General features: G+C 67.0%; 21 protein-coding genes. 17 read left to right on the forward strand and 4 right to left on the reverse strand.

Going from position 1 to position 25,401, the window contains the following annotated elements; translation table 11 throughout:
* Genes nuoL through EJP67_RS00515 form a run of 6 tightly spaced genes read left to right on the forward strand, consistent with a single transcriptional unit; the run spans position 1 to position 6,480 of the window.
* Positions 1-2,034, forward strand: coding sequence for an NADH-quinone oxidoreductase subunit L (nuoL, locus tag EJP67_RS00490; RefSeq protein WP_126018306.1), 2,034 nt, complete (start codon positions 1-3; stop codon positions 2,032-2,034).
* Between the two features lie 24 nt (positions 2,035-2,058).
* Positions 2,059-3,537, forward strand: coding sequence for an NADH-quinone oxidoreductase subunit M (locus EJP67_RS00495; protein ID WP_126018308.1), 1,479 nt, complete (start codon positions 2,059-2,061; stop codon positions 3,535-3,537).
* A 24-nt stretch (positions 3,538-3,561) separates the two neighbouring features.
* On the forward strand, positions 3,562-5,049 hold the full coding sequence (nuoN, locus tag EJP67_RS00500) for an NADH-quinone oxidoreductase subunit NuoN (protein ID WP_126018310.1): 1,488 nt from the start codon (positions 3,562-3,564) through the stop codon (positions 5,047-5,049).
* Between the two features lie 15 nt (positions 5,050-5,064).
* Positions 5,065-5,370, forward strand: coding sequence for a DUF2818 family protein (locus tag EJP67_RS00505; protein ID WP_126018312.1), 306 nt, complete (start codon positions 5,065-5,067; stop codon positions 5,368-5,370).
* Between the two features lie 19 nt (positions 5,371-5,389).
* Positions 5,390-6,010, forward strand: a complete 621-nt coding sequence (locus tag EJP67_RS00510; RefSeq protein WP_126018314.1) for an NUDIX domain-containing protein — start codon at positions 5,390-5,392, stop codon at positions 6,008-6,010.
* A gap of 8 nt (positions 6,011-6,018) precedes the next feature.
* Complete coding sequence (locus EJP67_RS00515; RefSeq protein ID WP_126018316.1) at positions 6,019-6,480, forward strand: DUF1178 family protein; 462 nt, start codon at positions 6,019-6,021, stop codon at positions 6,478-6,480.
* A gap of 22 nt (positions 6,481-6,502) precedes the next feature.
* Here the strand turns inward: EJP67_RS00515 and EJP67_RS00520 are convergent, their stop codons facing one another.
* The gene (locus tag EJP67_RS00520; RefSeq protein WP_126018318.1) at positions 6,503-8,287 is read right to left on the reverse strand and encodes an ABC transporter transmembrane domain-containing protein; all 1,785 of its coding nucleotides are present in this window, start codon (positions 8,285-8,287) and stop codon (positions 6,503-6,505) included.
* A 76-nt stretch (positions 8,288-8,363) separates the two neighbouring features.
* On the opposite strand from EJP67_RS00520, the gene EJP67_RS00525 reads away from it, so the two are divergent.
* The 4 genes from EJP67_RS00525 to EJP67_RS00540 are packed head-to-tail and all read left to right on the forward strand — an operon-like array spanning position 8,364 to position 13,371.
* Positions 8,364-8,903, forward strand: coding sequence for a MarR family winged helix-turn-helix transcriptional regulator (locus EJP67_RS00525; protein WP_126018320.1), 540 nt, complete (start codon positions 8,364-8,366; stop codon positions 8,901-8,903).
* A complete protein-coding gene (locus tag EJP67_RS00530) occupies positions 8,896-10,371 on the forward strand; it encodes an efflux transporter outer membrane subunit (RefSeq protein WP_126018322.1) in 1,476 nt (491 codons plus the stop codon). Before EJP67_RS00525 ends, EJP67_RS00530 begins: the two co-directional genes overlap by 8 nt.
* 58 nt (positions 10,372-10,429) lie before the next feature.
* Complete coding sequence (locus tag EJP67_RS00535; protein WP_126018324.1) at positions 10,430-11,755, forward strand: HlyD/EmrA/EmrK family protein; 1,326 nt, start codon at positions 10,430-10,432, stop codon at positions 11,753-11,755.
* 53 nt (positions 11,756-11,808) lie between these two features.
* Complete coding sequence (locus EJP67_RS00540) at positions 11,809-13,371, forward strand: DHA2 family efflux MFS transporter permease subunit (protein ID WP_126018326.1); 1,563 nt, start codon at positions 11,809-11,811, stop codon at positions 13,369-13,371.
* A gap of 115 nt (positions 13,372-13,486) precedes the next feature.
* On the opposite strand, the gene EJP67_RS00550 is transcribed toward EJP67_RS00540, so the two are convergent.
* Positions 13,487-14,710: an AGE family epimerase/isomerase gene (locus tag EJP67_RS00550; protein ID WP_240650453.1), complete on the reverse strand. Its 1,224-nt coding sequence runs from the start codon at positions 14,708-14,710 to the stop codon at positions 13,487-13,489.
* A gap of 352 nt (positions 14,711-15,062) precedes the next feature.
* Here EJP67_RS00550 and EJP67_RS00555 point away from each other — a divergent pair, with 352 nt between their 5' ends.
* From EJP67_RS00555 to EJP67_RS00580, 6 genes are all read left to right on the forward strand, one after another.
* Complete coding sequence (locus EJP67_RS00555; protein ID WP_126018330.1) at positions 15,063-15,833, forward strand: ABC transporter ATP-binding protein; 771 nt, start codon at positions 15,063-15,065, stop codon at positions 15,831-15,833.
* Between the two features lies 1 nt (position 15,834).
* Positions 15,835-16,542 (forward strand): ABC transporter ATP-binding protein, encoded by a 708-nt coding sequence (locus tag EJP67_RS00560; RefSeq protein ID WP_126018332.1) that lies wholly within the window; start codon positions 15,835-15,837, stop codon positions 16,540-16,542.
* A gap of 63 nt (positions 16,543-16,605) precedes the next feature.
* Positions 16,606-17,802 (forward strand): ABC transporter substrate-binding protein, encoded by a 1,197-nt coding sequence (locus tag EJP67_RS00565; protein WP_126018334.1) that lies wholly within the window; start codon positions 16,606-16,608, stop codon positions 17,800-17,802.
* A gap of 82 nt (positions 17,803-17,884) precedes the next feature.
* Positions 17,885-19,081: an ABC transporter substrate-binding protein gene (locus EJP67_RS00570; protein WP_126018336.1), complete on the forward strand. Its 1,197-nt coding sequence runs from the start codon at positions 17,885-17,887 to the stop codon at positions 19,079-19,081.
* A gap of 135 nt (positions 19,082-19,216) precedes the next feature.
* Complete coding sequence (locus EJP67_RS00575) at positions 19,217-20,092, forward strand: branched-chain amino acid ABC transporter permease (protein WP_126018338.1); 876 nt, start codon at positions 19,217-19,219, stop codon at positions 20,090-20,092.
* A 10-nt stretch (positions 20,093-20,102) separates the two neighbouring features.
* A complete protein-coding gene (locus tag EJP67_RS00580) occupies positions 20,103-21,089 on the forward strand; it encodes a branched-chain amino acid ABC transporter permease (RefSeq protein ID WP_184636568.1) in 987 nt (328 codons plus the stop codon).
* A gap of 71 nt (positions 21,090-21,160) precedes the next feature.
* On the opposite strand, the gene EJP67_RS00585 is transcribed toward EJP67_RS00580, so the two are convergent.
* Positions 21,161-21,613, reverse strand: a complete 453-nt coding sequence (locus EJP67_RS00585; protein WP_126018342.1) for a YXWGXW repeat-containing protein — start codon at positions 21,611-21,613, stop codon at positions 21,161-21,163.
* A 98-nt stretch (positions 21,614-21,711) separates the two neighbouring features.
* Positions 21,712-22,788 (reverse strand): lipocalin-like domain-containing protein, encoded by a 1,077-nt coding sequence (locus EJP67_RS00590; RefSeq protein ID WP_126018344.1) that lies wholly within the window; start codon positions 22,786-22,788, stop codon positions 21,712-21,714.
* 108 nt (positions 22,789-22,896) lie between these two features.
* Between EJP67_RS00590 and EJP67_RS00595 the strand changes: the two genes are divergently transcribed.
* The gene (locus EJP67_RS00595; RefSeq protein ID WP_126018346.1) at positions 22,897-25,395 is read left to right on the forward strand and encodes a penicillin acylase family protein; all 2,499 of its coding nucleotides are present in this window, start codon (positions 22,897-22,899) and stop codon (positions 25,393-25,395) included.
* Positions 25,396-25,401 lie beyond the last annotated feature (6 nt).

Below are 25,401 nucleotides of genomic sequence, written 5' to 3' on the forward strand. Positions count from 1 at the left end.
ATGAGCGCAACCCTTTCCGCATCCACACTGCTGGCCGTTCCGCTGGCACCCCTGGTCGGCGCAGCCTTGGCCGGCGTATTCGGCACGAAGTTCGGCGGCAATCACATCGGCCGCAAGGTCACGCATTCGCTGACCATTCTCGGCGTGCTGGTCGCCTTCATCATCTCGGCGATGACGCTCAAGAGCGTGATAGCCGACGGTGCCCGCTTCAACCAGACCATCTACGAATGGATGGTGGTCGGCGGCCTGAAGATGGAAGTCGGCTTCATGGTCGACGGCCTCACCGCCATGATGATGTGCGTCGTGACCTTCGTGTCGCTGATGGTCCACATCTACACCATCGGCTACATGGAAGAGGACGACGGCTACAACCGTTTCTTCGCGTACATCTCGCTGTTCACCTTCTCCATGCTGATGCTCGTCATGAGCAACAACATGCTCCAGCTGTTCTTCGGCTGGGAGGCGGTGGGCCTGGTGTCGTACCTGCTGATCGGCTTCTGGTTCAACAAGCCGACCGCGATCTTCGCGAACATGAAGGCCTTCCTGGTCAACCGCGTGGGCGACTTCGGCTTCATCCTCGGCATCGGCCTGATCGCGGCCTACGCCGGCACGCTGAACTACACCGAAGCCTTCGCCAAGGCGGGCACGCTGGCCGGCATCACCTTCCCGGGCACCGAGTGGATGCTCATCACGGTGATCTGCATCTGCCTGTTCATCGGCGCAATGGGCAAGAGCGCGCAGTTCCCGCTGCACGTGTGGCTGCCCGACTCGATGGAAGGCCCGACCCCCATCTCGGCGCTGATCCACGCGGCGACCATGGTGACGGCCGGCATCTTCATGGTGGCGCGCATGTCGCCGCTGTTCGAGCTGAGCGACACGGCGCTGAGCTTCATCCTCGTGATCGGCGCCATCACCGCGCTCTTCATGGGCTTCCTGGGCATCATCCAGAACGACATCAAGCGCGTGGTCGCGTACTCGACGCTCTCGCAGCTCGGCTACATGACGGTGGCGCTCGGTGCCTCGGCCTACTCGGTCGCGGTGTTCCATCTGATGACGCACGCGTTCTTCAAGGCGCTGCTGTTCCTCGGCGCGGGCTCGGTCATCATCGGCATGCACCACAACCAGGACATCCGCTGGATGGGCGGCGTGCGCAAGTACATGCCGATCACCTGGATCACCTCGCTGCTGGGTTCGCTCGCGCTGATCGGCACGCCGTTCTTCTCGGGCTTCTATTCGAAGGACAGCATCATCGAGGCGGTGCATGAAAGCCACCTGTGGGGCGCGAACTTCGCCTACTACGCGGTGCTGGCGGGCGTGTTCATCACGGCGTTCTACTCGTTCCGCATGTACTTCCTGGTCTTCCACGGCAAGGAGCGCTACGACCAGAACCCCGACGCGCATCATGACGACCATGGCCACGGCCACGACGATCACGGCCATGGCCACGACCACAAGCCGCACGAGTCGCCCTGGGTTGTCTGGCTGCCGCTGGTGCTGCTGGCCATTCCCTCGGTGGTGATCGGCTTCATGACGATCGACCCGATGCTGTTCGGCGAGTTCTTCAAGGGCGCGATCTTCGTGGACGGTACCAAGCACCATGCCATGAAGGAACTGGAAGAAGCCTTCCACGGCCCGGTGGCCATGGCCATCCACGGTCTGCAGACGCCGCCATTCTGGCTGGCGCTGGCCGGCGTGGTCATGTCCTGGTACATGTACATGATCAACCCGGCGCTGCCGGCGGCGATCAAGCGTGCCTTCGGCCCGATCTACCGCCTGCTCGAGAACAAGTACTACATGGACTGGTTCAACGAGAACGTCATCGCCCGCGCCACGCGCGCCCTGGGTACCGGCCTGTGGAAGGGCGGCGACCAGGCCCTGATCGACGGTGCCGTGGTGAACGGTTCGTGGAAGGTCGTGGGCCGTATCTCTGGTGTGGTGCGCTGGATGCAGTCGGGCTACATCTATCACTACGCCTTCGCGATGCTGCTCGGCGTCTTCATCCTGATGACGTACTTCGTCTGGTTCAAACGCTGAGCCTAGCGCTGGAGAAAAAGAAAAATGGGTTTGTTGAGCCTTGCCATCTGGGTGCCGATCGCATTCGGTGCCGTGCTGCTGGCGTTTGGCCGTGACGAGCACGCCAGGGGCGTGCGCTGGGTCGCGCTCGTCGGTTCCATCGTGAGCTTCCTGGTCACGGTGCCGCTGTTCACGCGTTTCCAGAACGGCACCGCCGCGATGCAGTTCGTCGAGAAGACGGGCTGGATCTCGCGCTTCAACGTCAACTACCACCTCGGGATCGACGGCCTGTCGCTCTGGCTGGTGCTGCTGACGTCGTTCATCACGGTCATCGTGGTGATCTCGGCCTGGGAAGTGATCACCGAGCGCGTGAACCAGTACATGGGTGCGTTCCTGATCCTGTCGGGCCTCATGATCGGCGTGTTCGCCGCGCTCGACGGCGTGCTGTTCTACGTGTTCTTCGAAGCCACGCTGATCCCGATGTACCTGATCATCGGCATCTGGGGCGGCCCGAACAAGATCTACGCGGCGTTCAAGTTCTTCCTCTACACCTTGCTCGGCTCGCTGCTGATGCTGGTGGCGCTGATCTACCTGTACAACAAGTCGGGCGGCAGCTTCGACATCCTGTCGTGGCACAAGCTGCCGCTGGGATCGACCGCGCAGACCTTCCTGTTCTTCGCCTTCTTCGCGGCCTTCGCCGTGAAGGTGCCGATGTGGCCGGTGCACACCTGGCTGCCCGACGTGCACGTCGAGGCGCCGACCGGCGGCTCCGCCGTGCTGGCCGCGATCATGCTGAAACTGGGCGCCTACGGCTTCCTGCGCTTCTCGATGCCCATCGCTCCCGACGCCTCGCACGAATGGGCCTGGCTCATGATCGCGCTGTCGCTGATCGCGGTGATCTACGTCGGCCTGGTGGCGCTGGTGCAGCAGGACATGAAGAAGCTGGTGGCCTATTCGTCGGTGGCCCACATGGGTTTCGTGACGCTCGGCTTCTTCATCTTCAATGAGCTGGGCGTGTCCGGCGGCATCGTGCAGATGATCGCCCACGGCTTCGTCTCGGGCGCCATGTTCCTGGGCATCGGCGTGCTGTACGACCGCGTGCACTCGCGCCAGATCGCCGACTACGGCGGCGTGGTGAACACCATGCCCAAGTTCGCCGCGTTCGCGCTGCTGTTCGCCATGGCCAACTGCGGCCTGCCGGGCACCGCCGGTTTCGTGGGCGAGTGGATGGTGATCCTGGGCGCCGTGAAGGCCAACTTCTGGATCGGCCTGGGAGCAGCCACCGCGCTGATCTTCGGCGCCGCCTATACCCTCTGGATGTACAAGCGCGTGTATCTGGGCCCGGTCGGCAACGACCACGTGAAGGAACTCAGCGACATCAATTCGCGCGAATTCCTGATGCTGGCGCTGCTGGCCATCGCCGTGCTGTGGATGGGCCTGTTCCCGAAGCCGTTCACCGACGCGATGGACGCCTCCGTGACCGAGCTGCTGCGCCACGTGGCAGTCTCGAAGCTGCCCTCCTGATGCCACGCTGAAGAAGAGAACGAGATGATTGACAAACTCAGCTGGGTCACGATCTACCCCGAAATCGTGTTGCTGGTCATGGCCTGCATCATTGCGCTGGTCGACCTGTCGGACACGAGCCCGCGCCGCACCCGTACCTATGTCCTGACGCTGCTCACGCTGGCCGTGGTCGCAGTGCTGTCGGGCCTGCAGGCTTCCGAAGCCAAGACCATCTACGGCTTCGGCGGCATGGTAGTCAGCGACCCGATGGGCAACTGGCTCAAGTGCTTCGCCACCGTCGCCCTGATGGTCACGCTGGTCTACGGCCGTCCCTACGCGGCCGATCGCGAGATGCTGCGCGGCGGCGAGATGTTCACCATCAGCATGTTCGCGCTGCTGGGCATGTTCGTGATGATCTCGGGCAGCAACTTCCTGCTGATCTACCTGGGCCTCGAACTGCTCACGCTGTCGAGCTACGCGCTGGTGGCGCTGCGCCGCGACAACGCGGTGGCCAGCGAAGCCGCCATGAAGTACTTCGTGCTCGGCGCCATGGCCAGCGGCTTCCTGCTCTACGGCCTGTCCATGATGTACGGCGCCACCGGTTCGCTCGACGTGAACGAGGTCTTCAAGACCATCGCAACCGGCAAGGTCAACCACCAGGTGCTGGTGTTCGGCCTCGTGTTCATCGTCGCCGGCCTGGCCTTCAAGGTGGGCGCAGCCCCGTTCCACATGTGGGTGCCCGACGTCTACCAGGGCGCTCCGACGGCGATCACGCTGCTGATCGGCGCGGCGCCCGAGCTGGCCGCCTTCGCGATCATCATCCGCCTGCTGGTCGACGCGCTGCAGCCGCTGGCCATCGACTGGCAGCAGATGCTCGCCGTGCTGGCCATCGCCTCGCTGCTGGTCGGCAACCTGGCCGCCATCGCGCAGAGCAACCTCAAGCGCATGCTGGCCTATTCGACGATCTCGCAGATGGGCTTCATGCTCCTCGGCCTGGTCGCCGGTTCGGACCAGCAGGGCACCTACAACGCCCAGTACGCCTACAGCGCCGCGATGTTCTACATCGTGACCTACGTGCTGACCACGCTCGCGAGCTTCGGCATCATCCTGCTGCTGGCGCGCGAAGGCTTCGAGAGCGAGGAAATCACCGACCTCGCCGGCCTGAACCAGCGCAGCCCGCTGTACGCCGGCGTGATGTCGATCGCGATGTTCTCGCTGGCCGGCCTGCCGCCGCTGGTCGGCTTCTACGCGAAGCTGGCCGTGCTGCAGGCGCTGATCGCCTCGGGCCACCCCATCTACATCGGCCTGGCCGTGTTCGCGGTGATGATGTCGCTGATCGGCGCCTTCTACTACCTGCGCGTGGTCAAGGTCATGTACTTCGATGCGCCCGTCACGGCCACCACCGTGTCGGCACCGCGCGACGTGCGTACCGTGCTGACGATCAACGGCGCGCTGATCCTGATCCTGGGCATCGTGCCCGGCGGCCTGATGACGCTGTGCTACGACGCCATCGTGGCGACGCTGGCCCACTGACGCGGCCGACCTAGGGTGTCGCAGACCGCGTCCGTCTGGGTCGTTCTCCTGGTGGCCCTCGTGGCCGCCAACCTGCCGTTCTTCAACGACCGCCTGTTCGGCGTCGTGCCTCTGGCGACTGCTCCCAAGTCGCTCGCGGTGCGCCTCGCCGAACTGGTGGTCTTGTACTTTCTGGCCGGCGGCGTCGGGCTGCTGTTCGAGCGCAGAGCAGGGCAGATCGCCGCGCAGGGCTGGGAGTTCTATGCGGTGACCGGCGCGCTGTTCATCGTGCTGGCCTTTCCAGGGTTCACCTGGCGCTACCTGATGAAGCACAGGCACTGAAGAGGACGAGCGACCGACCATGACCACCAAGCCGACCGACACCTCCACCGCCGATTCGCACCTGAAGGAAGAGCTCCAGAGCCGCGAGGAGCTGTTCAACGGCAAGTTCCTGAAGGCCCGGCGCGACACCATCCGCCTGCCCGATGGCCACAGCGCCACGCGCGAGTACGTGGTGCACCCGGGCGCCGTGGTGGTCATCCCGCTGCTTGACGACGGCCGCATCGTGCTGGAGCGGCAGTTCCGCTATCCGGTCGGCCACGTGATGATCGAGTTTCCAGCGGGCAAGCTCGATGCGGGCGAGGATCCGTTCGACTGCGGCCGGCGCGAGCTGATCGAGGAAACGGGCTACACCGCGCGCGAGTGGGCGTATGCGGGTGCCATGCACCTCGCGGTGGCCTACTCGACCGAGATCATCCATATCTACTTTGCGCGGGGCCTCTCGCTCGGCGAGCGGCAGCTCGACCACGGCGAGTTCCTCGACGTGTTCACGGCCACTCCCGACGAGCTGGCCGGCTGGTGTCGCGAAGGCAAGGTCACCGATGCCAAGACGCTGACCTGCACGCTCTGGCTGCAGAACGTCCTTTCGGGCGCATGGGCACTGGACTGGCAGGCTGCGCCCGCGCAGGGCAGCGCGGGATAATCCGCGCCATGAAGGTTCTCGATCTCCGCTGCACCCACGGCCACGGCTTCGAAGGCTGGTTCGCCTCGAGCGAGGATTTCGAGACCCAGCTGGCATCAGGCCTGGTCGAATGCCCGGTTTGCGGCGACACCGCCATCGTCAAGCTACTGAGCGCGCCGCGCCTCAACCTGGGCAACGCCAGGGCGCCGAAGGAGGCTGCTGCGGTTGCTCCAGTCGCTGCTGCTTCCAACGTTCCCGCCGATCCCTCGCCCGAAGCCCGCTGGATGCGTGCAGTGCGCGAGGTGCTGGCGAAGACGGAGGACGTCGGCGAGCGCTTTGCCGACGAAGCCCGGAAGATGCATTACGGCGAGACCCCCGAGCGCGGCATCCGCGGGCAGGCCACGCCCGAGCAGACCGAGGCGCTGCTCGACGAGGGCATTCCGGTGATGGCGCTGCCGATTCCGGCGGCACTGAAAGAAACCCTGCAGTAACTGGCTGAGTAGCGCGGCCTGTTCAGGCCGTGAACTGGAGCGCGGCCAGCCGCGCATACACGCCGCCCTGCGCGACCAGCGCCGCGTGCGTTCCCTGCTCGACGATCCCGCCGTGGTCCAGCACCACGATGCGGTCGGCTTTCTGCACCGTCGCCAGGCGGTGGGCGATCACCAGCGTGGTCCGGTTCTCCATCGCCGACTCCAGCGCGGCCTGCACCATGCGTTCGCTCTCCGCATCGAGCGCGCTCGTGGCTTCGTCGAGCAGCAGCAGCGGCGGGTTCTTGAGGATCGCGCGGGCTATCGCAATACGCTGTCGCTGGCCGCCCGAAAGCCGCACGCCGCGCTCGCCGAGGAAGGTGTCGTAGCCCTCGGGCAGCGCCTGCAGGAAGTCGTGGGCGAAGGCGGCGCGCGCGGCGGCCTGCACTTCCTCGGCCGTCGCCTCGGGGTTGCCGTAGCGGATGTTCTCGAGGGCGCTGGCCGAGAAGATCACCGCGTCCTGCGGCACGAGGCCGATGCGGGTGCGCAACTCGGGCAGGGCCAGCGAGGCCAGCGGTGCGCCATCGAGCAGCACGCGGCCCGTTTGCGGGTCGTAGTAGCGCAGGAGCAGCTGGAACACGGTGCTCTTGCCGGCGCCGCTGGATCCCACCAGTGCCACGGTCTCGCCGGGTGCGACATCGAGGCTGAAGTCGCGCAATGCCGGTGTGCCGGGGCGGGAAGGGTAGTGGAAGGTCACCGCGTCGAACCTGATCGCGCTGCCCGCTACGGGGACGGGCGCAGCCGCTGGATTCGCGGGTGACACGATGGCCGCGGGCGCGTGCAGCAGCTCCATCAGCCGTTCGGTCGCACCGGCTGCACGAAGCAGGTCGCCGTAGACCTCGCCGAGCACGGCGGTCGCGCTGGCGAGGATGGCGACGTAGACAACCGTCTGGCCCAGGTGTCCGGCGGTGATATCGCCGCGCAGCACGGCCTGCGTGCCCTGGTAGAGGCCCCAGAGCAGCGCCGCGGAGGTCGCGATGATGATGAAAGCCACCAGCACCGATCGGGCCCGGGTGCGGCGCACGGCGGTGCGGAAGGCGTTCTCGGTCGAGCCGCTGAATCGCGCGGCCTCGCGGCCCTCGGCCGTGTAGCTCTGAACCACCGGAATGGCGTTCAGCACCTCGGCGGCGATGGCGCTCGAATCGGCCACGCGGTCCTGGCTGGCGCGCGACAGCTTGCGCACGCGGCGGCCGAACAGCATGCTGGGCAGCACCACCAGCACGAGGATGCCCAGCACCTGCACCATCACGTAGGGGTTGGTCCAGATCAGCACCGCCAGGGCGCCCACGCCCATCACCGCATTGCGCAGGCCCATGCTCAGCGAGGAGCCGACGACCGTCTGCACCAGCGTGGTGTCGGCCGTCAGGCGCGACAGCACCTCGCCGGTCTGCGTGGTCTCGAAGAAGGCGGGGCTCTGCTTGAGGACGTGGCCGTAGACGGCGTTGCGGATGTCGGCCGTCACGCGCTCACCCAGCCAGCTCACCGTATAGAAGCGCGCCGCCGAGAACACGCCCAGCGCCACGGCCACGGCGAAGAGGGCGCCGAAATGCTCGCGCAGCGCCATGGTCTGGGCGCCCTTGTCGGAGCTGATGAGGCCGTTGTCGATCAGGCTGCGCAAGGCGATAGGAAAAGCCAGCGTCGTTACCGCCGCCATCACCAGGAAGACGCCCGCCAGCACGATCTGCACACGGTACGGACGAAGAAAAGGGCTCAGGCCCGAGAGCGATCGGGGCGAGCCCTTGGCCATGGAAGACGGTGGGGAGGAAGCCATGCGCCAATTCTACCGATCCCTTGCCTCTACAAAGGTAGCCTTGACAATAATTGCCGAGGCAACTAATATTGCGGCCATGAGCGATGCCAACACCCCTCAGAACCCGCCGGCTTCCACCGGCGAGGAGCGTCGCGAGCCCGTCGCCTTCTACAGCCCGGAAACCTACCGCGCCGAGGAGAGCATCGGCTACCTCATGCGCCGCATCGTCACGGCGGTCGGCCAGTCGGTCGAAACCCGCATGTGCGAGCCGGGCAGCCCCACCTATCCGCAGTGGGTGCCTCTCTACAAGCTGCACGTCGGCGCGGCCACAACGGTGGCCGAACTGGCCAGGGCCTGCGAGCTCGACACCGGCGCCATGACGCGCCTGCTCGACCGCCTCGAGGCCAAGGGCCTGTGCCGCCGGGTCCGCTCGCTCGAAGACCGGCGCGTGGTCAACATCGAGCTCACCGACGAAGGCCGCGCGGCCGCCAAGGAAGTGCCGCACGTGCTCAGCAGGGTGCAGAACGAGCACCTCGCAGGCTTCACCACCGAGGAATGGGAACAGCTCAAAGGCTATCTGCGCCGCATCCTCGACAATGCCCAGGCCCTCGCGGCCCGTGGAGATAAAAATGACTGACTCCCTCGCCGTGCGCGCCATGCGCCGCACTCCCGTCGTGGCCGCCGCGCTACTGGTGGTCGCACTCGCCGGCTGCGCCGACATGGCCGGAATCGGCTCGCAGGCAAAGCTGCGCGACGCCTCGTCGCTGGGCATCGCGCCCGACAGTGCCGCTGTGCCCGTGTCCCGCCTCGACAGCCAGTGGTGGCTCGCCTTCGGCGACTCGCAGCTCAACTCGCTCATCGACCAGGCCGTGGCCGGCAACCCCAACCTGCAGGTCGCGCAGGCCCGCCTCGCGCGCGCGCAGGCATCGGCCGATATCGCCGGCGCCGCGCTCAAGCCGCAGGTCAAGGGCGAGCTCGACCTGAACCGCCAGAAGTTCAACACCAACTACATCTACCCGGCGCCGCTGGGCGGCTCCACCCAGAACATCGGCCTGCTGCAGCTGGGCGCGAGCTGGGAGCTCGACTTCTTCGGCAAGAACCGCACAGCGCTCGACACCGCCATCGGCGCCGCCAATGCCGCCGCCGCCGACGCCGACGCAGCCCGCGTGCTGCTCGCCAGCAACGTGGCGCGCAGCTACTTCCAGTGGGCTCGCCTGAACGACCAGCTCACCGTTGCCAGGCGCACGCTGGCGCAGCGCGATGAAACGCTGAAGCTGGTGCGCGACCGCGTTTCCGCCGGCCTCGACACCCGCCTCGAACTGCGCCAGAGCGAAGGCGGCCTGCCTGAAGCCCGCCAGCAGATCGAAGCGCTCAACGAGCAGATCGCGCTGCAGCAGCACGCGCTCGACGCGCTCGTGGGCCAGCCGAACGTCACCGCCTCGCTCAAGCCGCCGGTGCTCGATGGCGTGAAGCCGATGGCGCTGCAGGCGAACATCCCGGCCGACCTGCTCGGCCGCCGCGCCGACATCGCCGCCGCGCGCTGGCGCGTCGAAGCTGCCACCAGCGACGTGGCCAACGCCAGGACGCTCTTCTATCCCAACGTGAACCTCACGGCCTTCGTCGGCTTCCAGAGCCTGGGTTTCGGCAAGCTGCTGAAGTCGGGCAGCGAGCAGTGGGGCGTGGGCCCCGCCATCAGCCTGCCGATCTTCGAGGGCGGCAAGCTGCGTGCCAACCTGCGCGGCAAGTCGGCCGACCTCGATGCGGCCGTCGAGAGCTACAACGCCACCGTGATCGACGCGGTGCGCGACGCGGCCGACCAGGTCACCAGCGCCCAGTCGATCACCCGCCAGCAGGCCGAACAGCGCGCCGCGCAGACCGCGGCCGAAGGTGCCTACGACATCGCCGTGCAGCGCTACCGCGCGGGCCTCGGCAACTACCTCAACGTGCTGACGGCCGAAACGGCAGTGCTGGCCCAGCGCCGGCTCGCGGTCGACCTCGCGGCCCGAGCGCTCGACACCCAGGTGGGCCTGGCGCGCGCGCTCGGCGGCGGCTGGCAGCCGCCGGCCACCGCCACGGCATCGGCTCCCTCGGCCCCGCTGAACTGATCGGCACGGCGCAGATCCAGCCCGGCCCGACTCCTTCGTCTTCGGAAAGAACTTCATCATGAGCGACAACAACACTCCGACGCCCGCTGCAGCAGCAGCTTCCGCAGCCCCCGAGGCGCCCGCCGGAAACGGCAAGCGCCGCCGCGCACTCACCGCGCTCGCAGCGGTGGTCATCGTCGCCGGCGGCGGCTGGGGCCTCTACGAATGGCTGGTGGCCAGCCACTACGAGGACACCGACAACGCCTACGTCTCGGGCAACGTCATCCAGATCACGCCGCAGATCGGCGGCACGGTGATGGCCATCAACGCCGACGACACCGACTTCGTGAAGGCCGGCCAGCCGCTGGTGCAGCTCGACCCGGCCGACGCCAAGGTGGCGCTCGAGCAGGCCGAGGCCGCGCTCGCGCAGGCGGTGCGCCAGGTGCGCACGCTGTACGCCAACAACGGCTCGCTGGCCGCGCAGGTCACGCTGCGCCAGGCCGACATCGTCAAGGCGCAGAGCGACATCGCCAAGGCCCAGGACGACCTGCAGCGCCGCCGCGCGCTGTCGGGCAACGGTGCCGTGTCGAAGGAAGAACTCAACCATGCCGAGACGCAGCTCGACACCGCCAAGAGCCAGCTCGCCGCCGCGCAGGCCGGCGTCGTCGCCGCGAAGGAAGCGCTGGTCAGCAACCAGTCGCTGACCGAAGGCACCAGCGTGGCCCAGCACCCGAGCGTGCTGGCCGCCGCCGCCAAGGTGCGCGAGGCCTACCTCGCCACCCAGCGCGTGGCCATGCCCGCGCCGGTCGACGGCTACGTCGCCAAGCGCACCGTGCAGCTCGGCCAGCGGGTGGCCGCCGGTACGCCGATGATGTCCATCGTGCCGCTCAACCAGCTGTGGGTCGACGCCAACTTCAAGGAAGTGCAGCTGCGCAACATCCGCATCGACCAGCCCGTGAAGCTCACCGCCGACGTGTACGGCAAGAAGGTCGAGTACACCGGCAAGGTCGCGGGCCTGGGCGTGGGCACCGGCAGCGCGTTCGCGCTGCTGCCCGCGCAGAACGCCACCGGCAACTGGATCAAGGTGGTGCAGCGCGTGCCCGTTCGCATCGCGCTCGACCCCGAGCAGCTCAAGGCCAACCCGCTGCGCATCGGCCTGTCGATGGACGCCGAGGTCGACATCTCGCAGAAGGGCGGCAAGATGCTCGCCGATGCGCCGCGCGCCACCGCGCTGGCGCAGACCACGGTCTACAGCCAGCTCGACCGCGGCGCCGATGCCGAAGTGGAGCGCATCGTCGCCGCCAACATCGGCGGCAAGGGCGGCGCCACGGCTGCGGCACCCGCCAAGGCGCCAGCCGCGCCTGCCGGCAACACTTCCGTGGCCGTGCAGGGCCAGCCGGGCTGATCGCGCCAGCGTTCGTCCGGACCTTTCTTCCGTCCAGGTAAACAGCCCGCCCCATGGCCACCGCTGCTCCTGCATACGTTGCGCATCCGCCGCTCGAGGGCGCAGCCCGCGTCTGGGGCACGGTCGCGCTTTCTGCGGCAACCTTCATGAACGTGCTCGATTCGTCGATCGCGAACGTGTCGCTGCCTGCCATCTCGGGCGACCTGGGCGTGAGCACCACGCAGGGCACCTGGGTCATCACCAGCTTCGCGGTGGCCAACGCCATCGCGGTGCCGCTCACCGGCTTCATGACGCAGCGCTTCGGACAGGTGCGCCTGTTCATGGCCAGCGTGATCCTGTTCATGATCAGCTCGCTGCTGTGCGGCCTCGCGCCGAACATGACGACGCTGATCGCCTTCCGCGCGCTGCAGGGCTTCGTGGCGGGGCCGATGATCCCGCTGTCGCAGGCGCTGCTGCTGTCGAGCTATCCGCGCGCCAAGGCAGGCCTGGCGATGGCCATGTGGTCCATGACCACGCTGGTCGCGCCGGTGATGGGACCGCTGCTCGGCGGCTGGATCACCGACAACATCTCGTGGCCGTGGATCTTCTACATCAACATCCCGGTGGGCATCGTCGCTGCCGCCATCACCTGGGCGCTGTACCACAAGCGCGAGAGCGCCACGCACAAGGTGCCCATCGACGCCATCGGCCTCGCGCTGCTGGTGCTGTGGGTGGGCTCGCTGCAGCTCATGCTCGACAAGGGCAAGGAACTCGACTGGTTCCATTCCGCGCAGATCGTCACGCTGGCGGTGGTGTCCGTGGTCGGCTTCGCCTTCTTCCTGGTCTGGGAGCTGACCGACAAGCACCCGGTGGTCGACCTGTCGCTCTTCAAGCGCCGCAACTTCTGGTCGGGCGCGGTGGCGACGGCGGTGGCCTACGGCCTCTTCTTCGGCAACGTGGTGCTGCTGCCGCTGTGGCTGCAGCAGTGGATGGGCTACACCGCCACGCAGGCGGGGATGATCATGGCGCCCGTGGGGCTGCTGGCGATCTTCTTCTCGCCGGTGGTGGGCCTCACGGTGGCCAAGATCGACCCGCGCCGCTACGCGACCTTCTCGTTCCTGGTGTTCGCGCTGGTGCTGTGGATGCGCTCGAACTTCAACACGCAGGCCGACTTCGTGACGATCATCATCCCGACGATCATCCAGGGCATCGCGATGGCGTTCTTCTTCATCCCGCTGGTGACGATCACGCTGTCGGGCCTCACGCCCGACCGCATCCCGGCCGCCTCGGGCCTGTCGAACTTCCTGCGGATCACCGCGGGCGCGATGGGCACATCCATCACGACCACGCTCTGGGACAACCGCGCGACGCTGCACCACGCCCAGCTGGCCGAGACGATCAACCAGGGCAACAACGCGGCCACCAGCGCGATGGCCGGGCTGAACGCCAACGGCTTCGGCACCGACCAGGTGATGGGGCAGATCAATCGCCTCGTCGACCAGCAGTCCTACATGCTGGCGACCAACGACATCTTCTATGCGTCGGCGATCCTGTTCCTGCTGCTGATTCCGCTGGTGTGGCTGGCACGGCCCCAGAAGGGTGGAGCAGGCGGCGACGCCGCGGCCGGCGCGCACTGATTGGGCTCTCCCCCAGGCTTCGCGCACTTCGTGTCGCTGCGCCAACCCCCTCACCGGGGGCAACACCTGCGGCCCGGCGGAGCCGGTTCCGCGGTGTTCGCGAAAGGGCCTTTCTTCAGGCGCGCAGTGCCCTGAGCACGTCGTAGCAGGCGCCCATCGTGTGGTAGTCGGTCTTGCCTGCCGGACTCTTCTCGTCGCCGATCTTCCCGTTCGTCGGCGTGAGGATGCGATACCAGGCGCCGTGCCTGTGGTCGACGAAGTGCTCCCAGCTGTAGGCCCAGATGCTGTCGTACCAGTCCCAGTAGCCGGCCTCGCCGGTGCGCACCGCGAGCAGGGCGGCGGCCGCGAAGCTCTCCGCCTGCACCCAGAAGTACTTGTCGCCGTCGCACACCTTGCCGTCGGGGCCGAAGCCGTAGACCAGCCCGCCGTTGTCGGCGTCCCAGCCGCGGAACATGGCGGTGTCGAAGAAGTGGCGCGCGCGCGGCACGATCCAGCCGGCCTCGCGGTCTTCGGTGGCGAGGTGCCCTTCGAGCTGCAGCAGCAGCTTGGCCCATTCGGTCAGGTGGCCGGTCTGGAAGCCCCAGGGCTTGAAGATGTCGGTCTTGTTGCCGCGGTTGTAGTCCCAGTCGACCGACCAGTCCTCCCGGTAGTGCTCCCACACCAGCCCGTCGGCCAGCGAGGCCAGCCGGCCGGTCACCGATTCGGCCACCGCCAGCGCACGCTCGAGGTAGCGCGCCTCCTGCGTGGCCTCGAAGGCGGCCATCAGCGCCTCGCAGGCGTGCATGTTGGCGTTCTGCCCCCGGTAGGCACCGACGCGCCAGTCGGTCGTGGCCTCGTCGGCATAAAGCTGGTGCCGCGGCTCCCAGAAATGCGCGTCCATCAGCCGCCAGGTGTGATCCAGCCCCGGGTACGCCTCCTCGATGCCGGCCATGAGCGCATGCGCCTGCGCGAGCAGCACGAAGTCCAGGCCGTAGCAGCGGTTGGTGGCGTCCTGCACGGTGGCGCGCTGCTCGTGCCAGTCGAGCTGCCATGCATAGCCGCCGTCCTGCTGCCTGTGGGCATGTTCGATGAACGCGAGGCCGTGTCGCGCGGCCGCAAGGTCGGCAGGCTTGCCGAAGCGCCGGTAGGCCGTCGCATGGTTGAACACGAAGCGCGTGCTGCTCACCAGGTGGCGCGTGCGCCGGTCGTACACCGTGCCGTCGTCCCTGAAGAAATGGAAGAAGCCGCCGGTGGCGTCGAGATTGCGCGTCTCGTAGAAGGCCAGCGTGTGCAGGATGTGGTCGGTCAGGAAGTCCGGAGAGCGGAAGTCGGGCATGTGCAGCGATGTTGTTGGTTCCATGGTCGCGGTCATGCCCGGCGCTTGCCGGTGCGGCCTTCGACGTGATGAGTCCCGGTCAGTTTAGGTTGGCACCCGCGAGACGGCGTGCCGTGATTTCCCCGACGGAAGTCGGCGCTGCCGGCGCAACATGCGTGCGATCTTTGCCGTGCTCCGGATTCCGCTTTGTCGTCGAGATGACAGTCGTGGCGAGCAAGCCCGCGGCGCCGTGAAATGGTTGCACTGCAGCATAGGCATTTGCCCCAGTATGCAAGCCGGAGGCACCCACGAACAATCGGTCCGCGCTCGATGGTTGGCGCATTGAGATGGACCGCATGACCCACATTCTTCACACGAACCCGGGCGACTTCGCGAGATGAGCGACGTCATCCTCGAAACACGCCAGCTCACCAAGGAATTCAAGGGGTTCACCGCGGTCAGCAAGGTCAACCTGTCCGTGGTGCGCGGCTCCATCCACGCGCTCATCGGCCCGAACGGCGCTGGCAAGACGACCTGCTTCAACCTGCTGACCAAGTTCCTCGAGCCCACCACCGGCACGATCCTCTTCAACGGCCAGGACATCACGCGCGAGCGCCCCGCGCAGATCGCGCGCCGCGGCATCATCCGCTCGTTCCAGATCTCGGCCGTGTTCCCGCACCTCACATTGCTGGAGAACGTGCGCCTGGGCCTGCAGCGCCGCCTGGGCACCTCGTACCACTTCTGGAAGAGCGAGAAGTCGCTCAAGCCGCTGGATGCCAGGGCCCGCGAGCTGCTGGCCGAAGTCGGCCTCGAAGAGCTCGCCGACGAACAGACCGTGAACCTGCCCTACGGTCGCAAGCGCGCGCTGGAGATCGCCACCACGCTGGCCATGGAGCCCGAGCTGATGCTGCTGGACGAGCCCACGCAGGGCATGGGCCACGAAGACGTGCACCGCGTTGCCGAACTCATCAAGCGCGTGTCGGCCGGCCGCACCATCCTCATGGTGGAGCACAACATGAGCGTGGTCTCGACCATCGCCGACACCATCACCGTGCTGCAGCGCGGCGCGGTACTGGCCGAGGGCCCGTATGCCGTGGTCTCGAAGAACCCGCAGGTCATGGAGGCCTACATGGGCACCACCGAAGGCCAGTTGCAGGGAGCCCACTGACATGACGGCTGCACTCGAAATCAAAGGCCTGCAAGCCTGGTACGGCGAATCGCATGTGCTGCACGGCGTCGACATGGTCGTGCAGCCGGGCGAGGTCGTCACGCTGCTGGGCCGCAACGGCGCGGGCCGCACCACCACGCTGCGCGCCATCATGGGCCTGACGGGCGCACGCAAGGGCAGCATCGAGGTCAACGGCCGCGAGACCGTCGGCATGCCCACGCACCGCATCGCGCATCTCGGCGTGGGCTATTGCCCGGAAGAGCGCGGCATCTTCGCCAGCCTCTCGTGCGAGGAAAACCTGATGCTGCCGCCCGAGCTGAAGGGGGCGGGGCCGGGCATGTCGGTCGAAGAGATCTACGCCATGTTCCCGAACCTCGCAGAGCGTCGCCACAGCCAGGGCACTCGCCTGTCCGGCGGCGAGCAGCAGATGCTGGCCGTGGCCCGCATCCTGCGCACCGGCGCCAAGCTGCTGCTGCTCGACGAGATTTCCGAAGGCCTCGCGCCGGTCATCGTGCAGGCGCTGGCGCGCATGATCACCACGCTGCGCGCCAAGGGCTACACCATCGTGATGGTGGAGCAGAACTTCCGCTTCGCCGCGCCGCTGGCCGACCGCTTCTACGTGATGGAGCACGGCCGCATCGTCGAGAAGTTCGGCGCCGCCGAGCTCGAAGCCAAGATGCCCGTGCTCACCGAACTGCTGGGCGTCTAAAACACATCGAGTCCACAAGACCTGTCCTTCCATCCCACAAAGATTTCTCCAGGAGACAACAGCATGAACAAGAAACTCGGCCTCATCGCAACCGCAATCGGCATCCTCGCCATGAGTGCAGGCGCCGTGCAGGCGCAGGAAAAAGTGAAGATCGGCTTCGTCACCGACCTGTCGAGCCTGTATGCCGACCTCGAAGGCAAGGGCGGTGCCACCGCCATCCAGATGGCCATCGACGACTTCGGCGGCAAGGTGCTGGGCCAGCCCATCGAGCTGCTGACCGCCGACCACCAGAACAAGGCCGACATCGCCGCCTCCAAGGCGCGCGAATGGATCGACACCGCCGGCGTGACCATGGTCTTCGGCGGCACCAATTCGGGCGTGGCGCTGGCCACCGCCAAGGTGGCCGAAGAAAAGAAGCGCGTGTACTTCAACAACGGCGCCGGCAGCTCGGTGCTCACCAACGAGCAGTGCAGCCCGTACACCATTCACTATGCCTACGACACCGTGGCCCTGGCCAAGGGCACCGGCGCCGCGGTGGTCGACCGAGGCGGCAAGAGCTGGTTCTTCCTGACGGCCGACTACGCCTTCGGCCACGCGCTCGAAGCCGACACCACCAAGGTCGTGAAGGAGAAGGGCGGCACCGTGGTGGGCGCCGTGCGCCATCCGCTGAATGCTTCGGACTTCTCCTCGTTCCTGCTGCAGGCGCAGAACTCCAAGGCGCAGATCCTGGGCCTGGCCAACGCGGGCGGCGACACCATCAACTCGATCAAGGCCGCCAAGGAGTTCGGCATCAACAAGACGATGAAGACCGCCGGCCTGCTGGTCTTCCTGAGCGACATCCACAGCCTGGGCCTGAAGAACACCGAAGGCCTGCTGCACACCACCAGCTGGTACTGGGACCTGAACGACGAGTCGCGCAAGTTCGCCAACCGCTTCTTCGAGAAGACCAAGCGCATGCCCACCGACGTGCAGGCCGCCGACTACTCGGCCACCATGACCTACCTGAAGGCCGTGGCCGCCGCCAAGACCACCGAATCCGACAAGGTGATGGCGCAGCTCAAGAGCATGAAGATCGACGACTTCTACGGCAAGGGCCAGATCCGCGCCGACGGCAGCTTCATCCACGACATGTACCTGGTGGAAGTGAAGTCGCCCGCCGAGTCGAAGAAGCCCTGGGACTACCTGAAGGTGCTGAAGACGCTGCCGGGCGACCAGGTCTTCACGACCAAGGCCGAGACCAAGTGCGCGGCCTGGAAGTGATCGCCTGACGCGGCAGCCCGGGTTCTCCTTCTCCTTTCTCTTCCCTCTTTCCTTCCACCGAAGTCATCACGAGGATCAAGCCATGAAACGCACGCTCATCGCCTCCGCCTGCCTTGCCGCCACCTGCCTCGTGGCGGTGGGAGCCGCTCAGGCACAGGACAAGGTCAAGATCGGCTTCATCACCGACATGTCGAGCCTGTACGCGGACGTGGAGGGCAAGAACGGGGCGCTGGCGATCCAGATGGCCATCGACGACTTCGGCGGCAAGGTCAACGGCATGCCCATCGAGCTGCTGCAGGCCGACCATCAGAACAAGGCCGACATCGCCGCTTCCAAGGCGCGCGAGTGGATCGACACGCAAGGCCTGACGATGCTGTTCGGCGGCACCAGCTCGGGCACCGGCCTGGCCATGGCCAAGGTGGCGCAGGAGAAGAAGCGCGTGTTCATCGTGAACGGCGCGGGCAGCTCGGCGCTCACCAACGAGCAGTGCAGCCCCTACACCGTGCACTACGCCTACGACACCGTCGCGCTGGCCAAGGGCACGGGCAGCGCCGTGATCGCGCGAGGCGACAAGAGCTGGTACTTCCTGACGGCCGACTACGCCTTCGGCCAGGCCCTCGAAGCCGACGCGACCAAGGTCGTGAAGGAGAAGGGCGGCACGGTGCTCGGCAGCGTGAAGCATCCGCTGAACACCTCCGACTTCTCCTCGTTCCTGCTGCAGGCGCAGAACTCCAAGGCGCAGGTGCTCGCGCTCGCGAACGCCGGCGGCGACACGCAGAACGCCATCAAGGCGGCGCGGGAATTCGGCATCACCAAGAGCATGAAGCTGGTCGGCCTGCTGGTCTTCGTGACCGATGTGCACAGCCTGGGCCTGAAGAACACCGAGGGCCTGCTGCTGACCACCAGCTGGGACTGGAACCTCGATGACAAGACGCGCGCCTTCGGCAAGCGCTTCTTCGAGAAGACCAAGCGCATGCCCACCGACATCCAGGCCGCCGACTACTCGGCCACCATGACCTACCTGAAGGCCGTGCAGGCAGCCAAGACGGTCGATGCCGACAAGGTGATGGAGACGCTCAAGTCCACCCCTATCGACGACTTCTATGCCAAGGGCAACATCCGCGCCGACGGCCGCTTCGTGCACGACATGTACCTGGTGCAGGTGAAGTCGCCGGCCGAGTCGAAGCAGCCGTGGGACTACTACAAGGTGGTCCAGAAGCTCAAGGGCGAAGAGGTCTTCACGACCAAGGCCGAAAGCAAGTGCGCGTTGTGGAAGTAACCCCCCAAGCTGCGCGCACTGCGTGTCGCTTCGCCAACCCACCTTTGCAAGGGGGGCGGGCCGGCCGCTTCGGGCGGCCGTGCGCGGCGGCCCCCGCGAAAAAGAAGAACCGGCCAGTGGCGTCCTGAACTTTCTATGAACATTTCCCTTCCCGCCCTGTTGAGCCAGCTCCTCCTGGGGCTGGTCAACGGCTCGTTCTACGCCATCCTGAGCCTCGGGCTGGCGGTGATCTTCGGCCTGCTCAACGTCATCAACTTCGCGCACGGCGCGCTGTTCATGCTCGGCGCCGTCCTGACGTGGATGGCGATGGAGTATTTCGGCGTCAATTACTGGGTGATGCTGATCGCCGCGCCCATCGTCATCGGCATCTTCGGCGTGCTCATCGAGCGGCTGCTGCTGCGCTGGATCTACAAGCTCGATCACCTCTACGGCCTGCTGCTCACTCTGGGCCTCACGCTGCTGATCGAGGGCGTGTTCCGTTCGATCTACGGCGTCTCGGGCCTGCCCTACGACGCGCCCGACGCGCTGTCGAGCGCCACCGACCTCGGCTTCATGGTGCTGCCCAACTACCGCGCATGGGTGGTGGTGGCATCGCTGGTGGTGTGCTTCGCCACCTGGTACGTGATCGAGAAGACCCGCATCGGCGCCTACCTGCGCGCCGGCACCGAGAATCCGCGCCTGGTGGAGGCCTTCGGCGTCAACGTGCCGCTGATGATCACGCTGACCTACGCCTTCGGCTGTGCGCTCGCCGCCTTCGCCGGCGTGCTCGCCGCGCCCGTCATCCAGGTGTCGCCACTGATGGGGCAGAACCTCATCATCGTGGTGTTCGCCGTGGTCGTGATCGGCGGCATGGGCTCGATCATGGGCGCGATCCTCACCGGCCTCGGGCTCGGCGTGATCGAGGGGCTCACCAAGGTTTTCTATCCGGAGGCATCCTCCACCGTCGTGTTCGTGATCATGGTCATCGTGCTGCTCATCCGTCCGGCCGGCCTGTTCGGCAAAGAAAAATAAGGCGGACGGCATGAACATGAAAAAGATATCCACCGTCGTCTACGCGCTGCTGCTGCTCGCACTGGTCCTGGCACCGTTCTTCGGCGCCTACCCGGTGTTCGTGATGAAGCTCATGTGCTTCGCGCTCTTCGCGGCCGCGTTCAACCTGCTGCTGGGCTTCACCGGCCTGCTCTCCTTCGGGCACGCGGCATTCCTCGGCGGCTCGGCCTACGTGGCGGGCCACGCGATCAAGGTCTGGGGCCTCACGCCCGAGCTGGGGCTGATCGCGGGCACGCTCACCGGCGCCTTGCTCGGCTGGGTCTTCGGCGTGCTGGCCATCCGCCGCCAGGGCATCTACTTCGCGATGATCACGCTGGCGCTCGCGCAGATGATGTTCTTCGTCGCGCTTCAGGCCAAGTTCACCGGCGGCGAGGACGGACTGCAGGGCGTGCCGCGCGGCAAGCTGTTCGGCGTGATCGACCTGTCGAACGACCTCACCATGTACTACGTGGCGCTTGTCATCGTGGTCGTGGCCTTCCTGCTGATCGTGCGCACCATCCATTCGCCCTTCGGGCAGGTGCTGAAGGGCATCAAGGAGAACGAGCCGCGCGCTCTCTCGCTGGGCTACGACGTGAGCCGCTTCAAGCTGCTGGCCTTCGTGATCTCGGCGGCGCTGTCGGGCCTGGCCGGCTCGCTCAAGACGCTGGTGCTGGGTTTCGCCACGCTTTCGGACGTGCACTGGACCGCCTCGGGCCAGGTCATCCTGATGACGCTGGTGGGTGGCCTGGGCACGCTCTCGGGTCCGCTGGTGGGCTCGGCGGTGGTGGTACTGCTGGAGAACAAGATCGGCGAACTCGGCAACCTGCTCGCGCGCATCACCACGGTGGACTGGTTCAACACGCTGGGCGAGTCGGTGACCATGGTGACGGGCCTGATCTTCGTGATCTGCGTGCTGGCCTTCCGCAAGGGGATCATGGGCGAGATCATCGCGTTCATCGACCGGCGGCGGGCGAAGTAGGGCGCTGGAAAGCAAAAAGGGAGCCTCGACGGCTCCCTTCTTTGTCTGGGGCTCTGCGGACTGACAGCGCTTTAGCAGTTGCCCTTCTTCGCCTGGCCGGGTGGGCAGAAATCGCCGCGGTCCGGCCCGTGGCGGTGGCCGCGCTCGTAGCGCCCGTGATCTTCTTCCCACTCGCGTTCGCGGCGCGCTTCACGGCGGGCCTCGCGGCGCCAGTCGCCTTCGGTCCAGCGCCAGCCGCCGCGGTCCTCGATCCAGCGGCCGGGCGCATAGACGTAGCCCGGACGCTCCGGCTGCCATCCGCCCGCGCGCCATGCATAGGCGCGGCCGTCCCAGATCCAGCGGCCCGGCACCCAGACGAAGCCGCCGCGCGGCGGCGGCAGCGGCTCGTAGCGCGGCGGTGGCGGGGCCGTCATCACCAGCCCGGGCACGTTGATGTTGACGGAGACCTGCGCGTTGGCGGCAAGGGGGCTCGCCAGGATGGAGAGCGCGCCGGCAGCGGCCAGCATTGCGATTCGGGTTTTCATGTTGGGGCTCCTCTGCTTCGGGATGATTATTTATGGGAAATTTTCCCAACGCATGTAGGAGGCTTTCGGTTGTCAGCCTCTGTCCGTGGCTACAACAGTTACAGCTTCAACGGAGCCGCGTAGCCGGTCATCTCGAGATAGCCGCGCCCCACGCGGCGGCCCTGCGCGTCGAGCAGGTCGCTCACGCCCTCCCAGTACACGCCGCCGGTGGAGCCGCGGCTGTCCAGTTCCTGGTCGTCGAGCAGGGCGCGCACCTCGAAGCTGCCGGCGGGCGTCTGTACTCGCCATCGCGTCGGATACTTCGCCTGCGTGCGGGGGCTGTCCCAGGTCTTGAGGCTCTCGAAGCGGACCTCGCCGTTCCTGAAGATCCGGGCCGTGCCGTCTCGCTGCCGGTACGAGCCTCCGGCCCACAGCGCGGTGCCGTCGCTGCGCCGCAGGTGGAAGGCGGTGAGGGCGCTGCCATCGTCGAGGTTCATGCCGATCCAGTCCCAGCCCACGGCCTCGGGATGCATCAGCGCCTCGCTCCATTCGTGGTCCAGCCATGCGGTGCCCGCGACGTCGAAGGCCTGGCCCTTCAGCGTGAGCTTGCCCTGTGCCTTGAGCTGCGGCTCGCTGTAGTAGTAGCTGGCCTGCGATTCCTCCGGCCCCTTGCGCGAGAGCCCGGCATTGCCTTGCAGCAGCACCGGCTGCGTGGGGGTGAAGCGCAGTTCGAGCATGAACTCGTTCGCCGGAATGCGCGCCACATAGATGCCGTTCTCGCGCACGAGAGACCAGTCGCGGATGCGCACGTCGGTGTCGTTCGCGGAAGCCTCGGCAACGCCGAAGCCCGCGCGCGCGATGCGCTGGTCGTGCAGCAGCACGCGGCCTTCGAGGTCGGTGACGGCCGCATGCGCGAACACCAGGTGCTTCGCCGCGAAGGCCGAGCGCATGCCCAGCGTGGCCTCCACGCGCGAGCGGAAGAAGGTGACCTGGAAGCCGAACTCGCGTCCGGCGGAAGTCTTCGCGTGGCCGGTGACGTACCACCACTCGGTGTGCAGATCGGGATGGCTGCCGAAGTCGCGCGGGAACTCGAGGCGGCGCTCGGGCAGCGCCCATGCGGCCAGCGGCCCCGATGCGAGCGCGGCGAGCAGCAGGTTTCGGCGCGAAAGAGGGAAGGAAGAGAGGGCTCGCTGCATGGTGTGCCAGTCTACAAGTCGCGCCTTGTAACGCCCACGAGCCGCGCAAATCGGGATACTGTTCGCTGCCACCCCTCTACGAACAACACAAGGCAGGAGACGAGGCCCATGAAAAGAACAAACCTGCGCCGGGCATCGCGGCGCTCGTTAGGTCAAAGGCATTCCTTTCGCGCAGTTGCGCTCGCATCACTCACCGCTCTCATGCTCGCGGGCTGCGCCTCGGGGCCGCCCGATGCGCAGCCGGGCACCACGCGGCCTTCCTCATCATTCGCCGTGCCCGGCCTCGAGAAACCGGCCGAGGTGCTCGTGGACCGATGGGGCGTACCCCACCTCTACGCGGGCACGCTCTATGACGCCTTCGTCGCGCAGGGCTTCATCGCCGCGCGCGACCGGCTCTGGCAGATGGACCTCTGGCGCAAGCGCGGCCTGGGCGAGATGGCGAAGGACTTCGGCCCCGCATGGGTGGAGAACGACCGCGCCGCGCGTGCCGTGCTCTATCGCGGCGACATGTACCGCGAGTGGCTGGCCTATGGCTCCGACGCCAAGCGCGTGGCCGAGGCCTTCACGGCCGGCGTGAACGCCTACGTGGCGCAGGTGCGCGCGAAGCCTTCGCTGCTGCCGCCGGAGTTCGCGCTCCTGGGCTATCAGCCGGCCACGTGGTCGCCCGAGGACGTGGTGCGCATCCGCCACCACGGCCTCACGCTCAACTTCACTTCCGAGATCGACCGCGCACGCGCCTTCTGCGCGGGCGGCCCCGGCATCAAGGCCGACTGGCTGCGGCGCGAGCTCGATCCGCCAATCAATCCGCGCGTGCCGCAGGGGCTGGACCCGTGCACCATTCCGACAGCCGAACTGCGCGCGGCCTACATGCGCGCGACCGAGGCGCCGCAGTTCAGCAAGACCAACACTCGGCTCGCGGCGCCCGTAGCGAGCCTGCCGAATCCGCAGCAGCCATCGCAGGGCGACCCCACGGCCGGCTACGGCAGCAACAACTGGGTGATCTCGCCGAAGCTCACCTCCACCGGCCGGCCCATCCTCGCCAACGACCCGCATCGCGCGCACGGCGCACCCAGCCTGCGCTACATGGCGCACCTGAGCGCGCCGGGCATGGATGTGATCGGCGCGGGCGAGCCTTTCCTGCCGGGCATCTCGATCGGCCACAACGGCACCATCGCCTTCGGCCTCACGCGCTTCTACATGGACCAGGAAGACCTGTACGTGTACCAGCTCAACCCGCGCAATCCCAACGAGTACCGCTACCAGGGCCGCTGGGAGCCGATGGTGCGCGTCACCGAGCGCATCGCGGTGAAGGGCGAGAGCGCGCCGCGCGAGGTGATCAACACCTTCACGCGCCATGGGCCGGTGCTGCTGTCCGAACCGGGCAAGCGGCGCGCCTTTGCGTTGCGCGCGGCGTGGCTGGAGCCCGGCATGGCGCCGTACTTCGGCTCCATGGACTACATGCGCGCGCGCAACTGGGACCAGTTCCGCGCCGCCATGAACCGCTGGGGCGCGCCGGGCGAGAACCAGGTCTACGCCGACAGCAGCGGCAACGTAGGCTGGATTCCCGGCGGCCTCACGCCCATCCGCCCCAACTGGGATGGCCTGATGCCCGTGCCCGGCGACGGCCGCTACGAGTGGTCGGGCTTCCGCAACGGCGACGAGCTGCCCTCCGAGTTCAACCCCGCGCGCGGCTACGTGGTGACCGCCAACGAGAACAACATCCCGCCCGACCATCCTGCGGCGAAGAAGGGCGTGGGCTACGAGTGGAGCGACGCGGCGCGTGCCCGCCGGCTCAAGGAGCTGTTCGCCAGCAAGGTGGCGGCGGGCTCGCGCTTCTCGCTCGAAGATTCGCAGCGCATGCAGAACGACATCGTCGCCACGCCCGCGCAGCGGGTGCTGAAGCTGCTCTCGGGCCTGCGCAGCGACGACGCCCAGACGGCCGCCGCGCTGCGCATGCTGCAGGGCTGGGACGGCACCATGGACCGCGACAGCGCCGCCGCGGCCCTCTACGAGGTGTGGAGCAGCAAGCCGCTGCGCGCCGCCGTGCTCAAGGCCGGCGCGGGCGATGCCGGCGCTGCGCTGGCCGCGCCCGGCGACAACACGCGCATGGTGCTGCTGCTGGAAAACCCCTTCGGCTGGGTCACGAACGAACAGCGCGACGCGCTGCTGCTCAAGACCTTGCCGGCCGCGATGCAGGAGCTGAGCGCCAAGCTCGGCCCCGACCCCGCGACATGGAAGTGGGGCGCGCTGCACCGCGCCGAGTTCCGCCATCCGCTGGGCGGCGTGGTCGATGCCTCCTTGCGCGGGAAGCTCGACGTGGGCGACTGGCCGATGTCGGGTTCCTCCTTCACGCCGATGGCCGCCACCTACCGCGCGAGCGACTACAAGCTGACCTCCGGCGCGTCGTTCCGCATGGTGCTGGACGTGGGCAACTGGGACGCCTCGCGCGTCATCAACGCGCCGGGCCAGTCGGGCAACCCCGAGAGCCCGAACTACCGCGACCTTGCGCCGCTGTGGCTCGAGGGCAAGTACGTGCCGCTGGTCTACAGCCGGGCTACCGTGGAGAAGGAGACGCTGGAAAGAATCCAGCTGACGCCGGCACGCTGACGTCGT

Origin of the sequence: Variovorax guangxiensis (assembly GCF_003952165.1) — a bacterium.
Lineage (GTDB): Bacteria > Pseudomonadota > Gammaproteobacteria > Burkholderiales > Burkholderiaceae_C > Variovorax > Variovorax guangxiensis.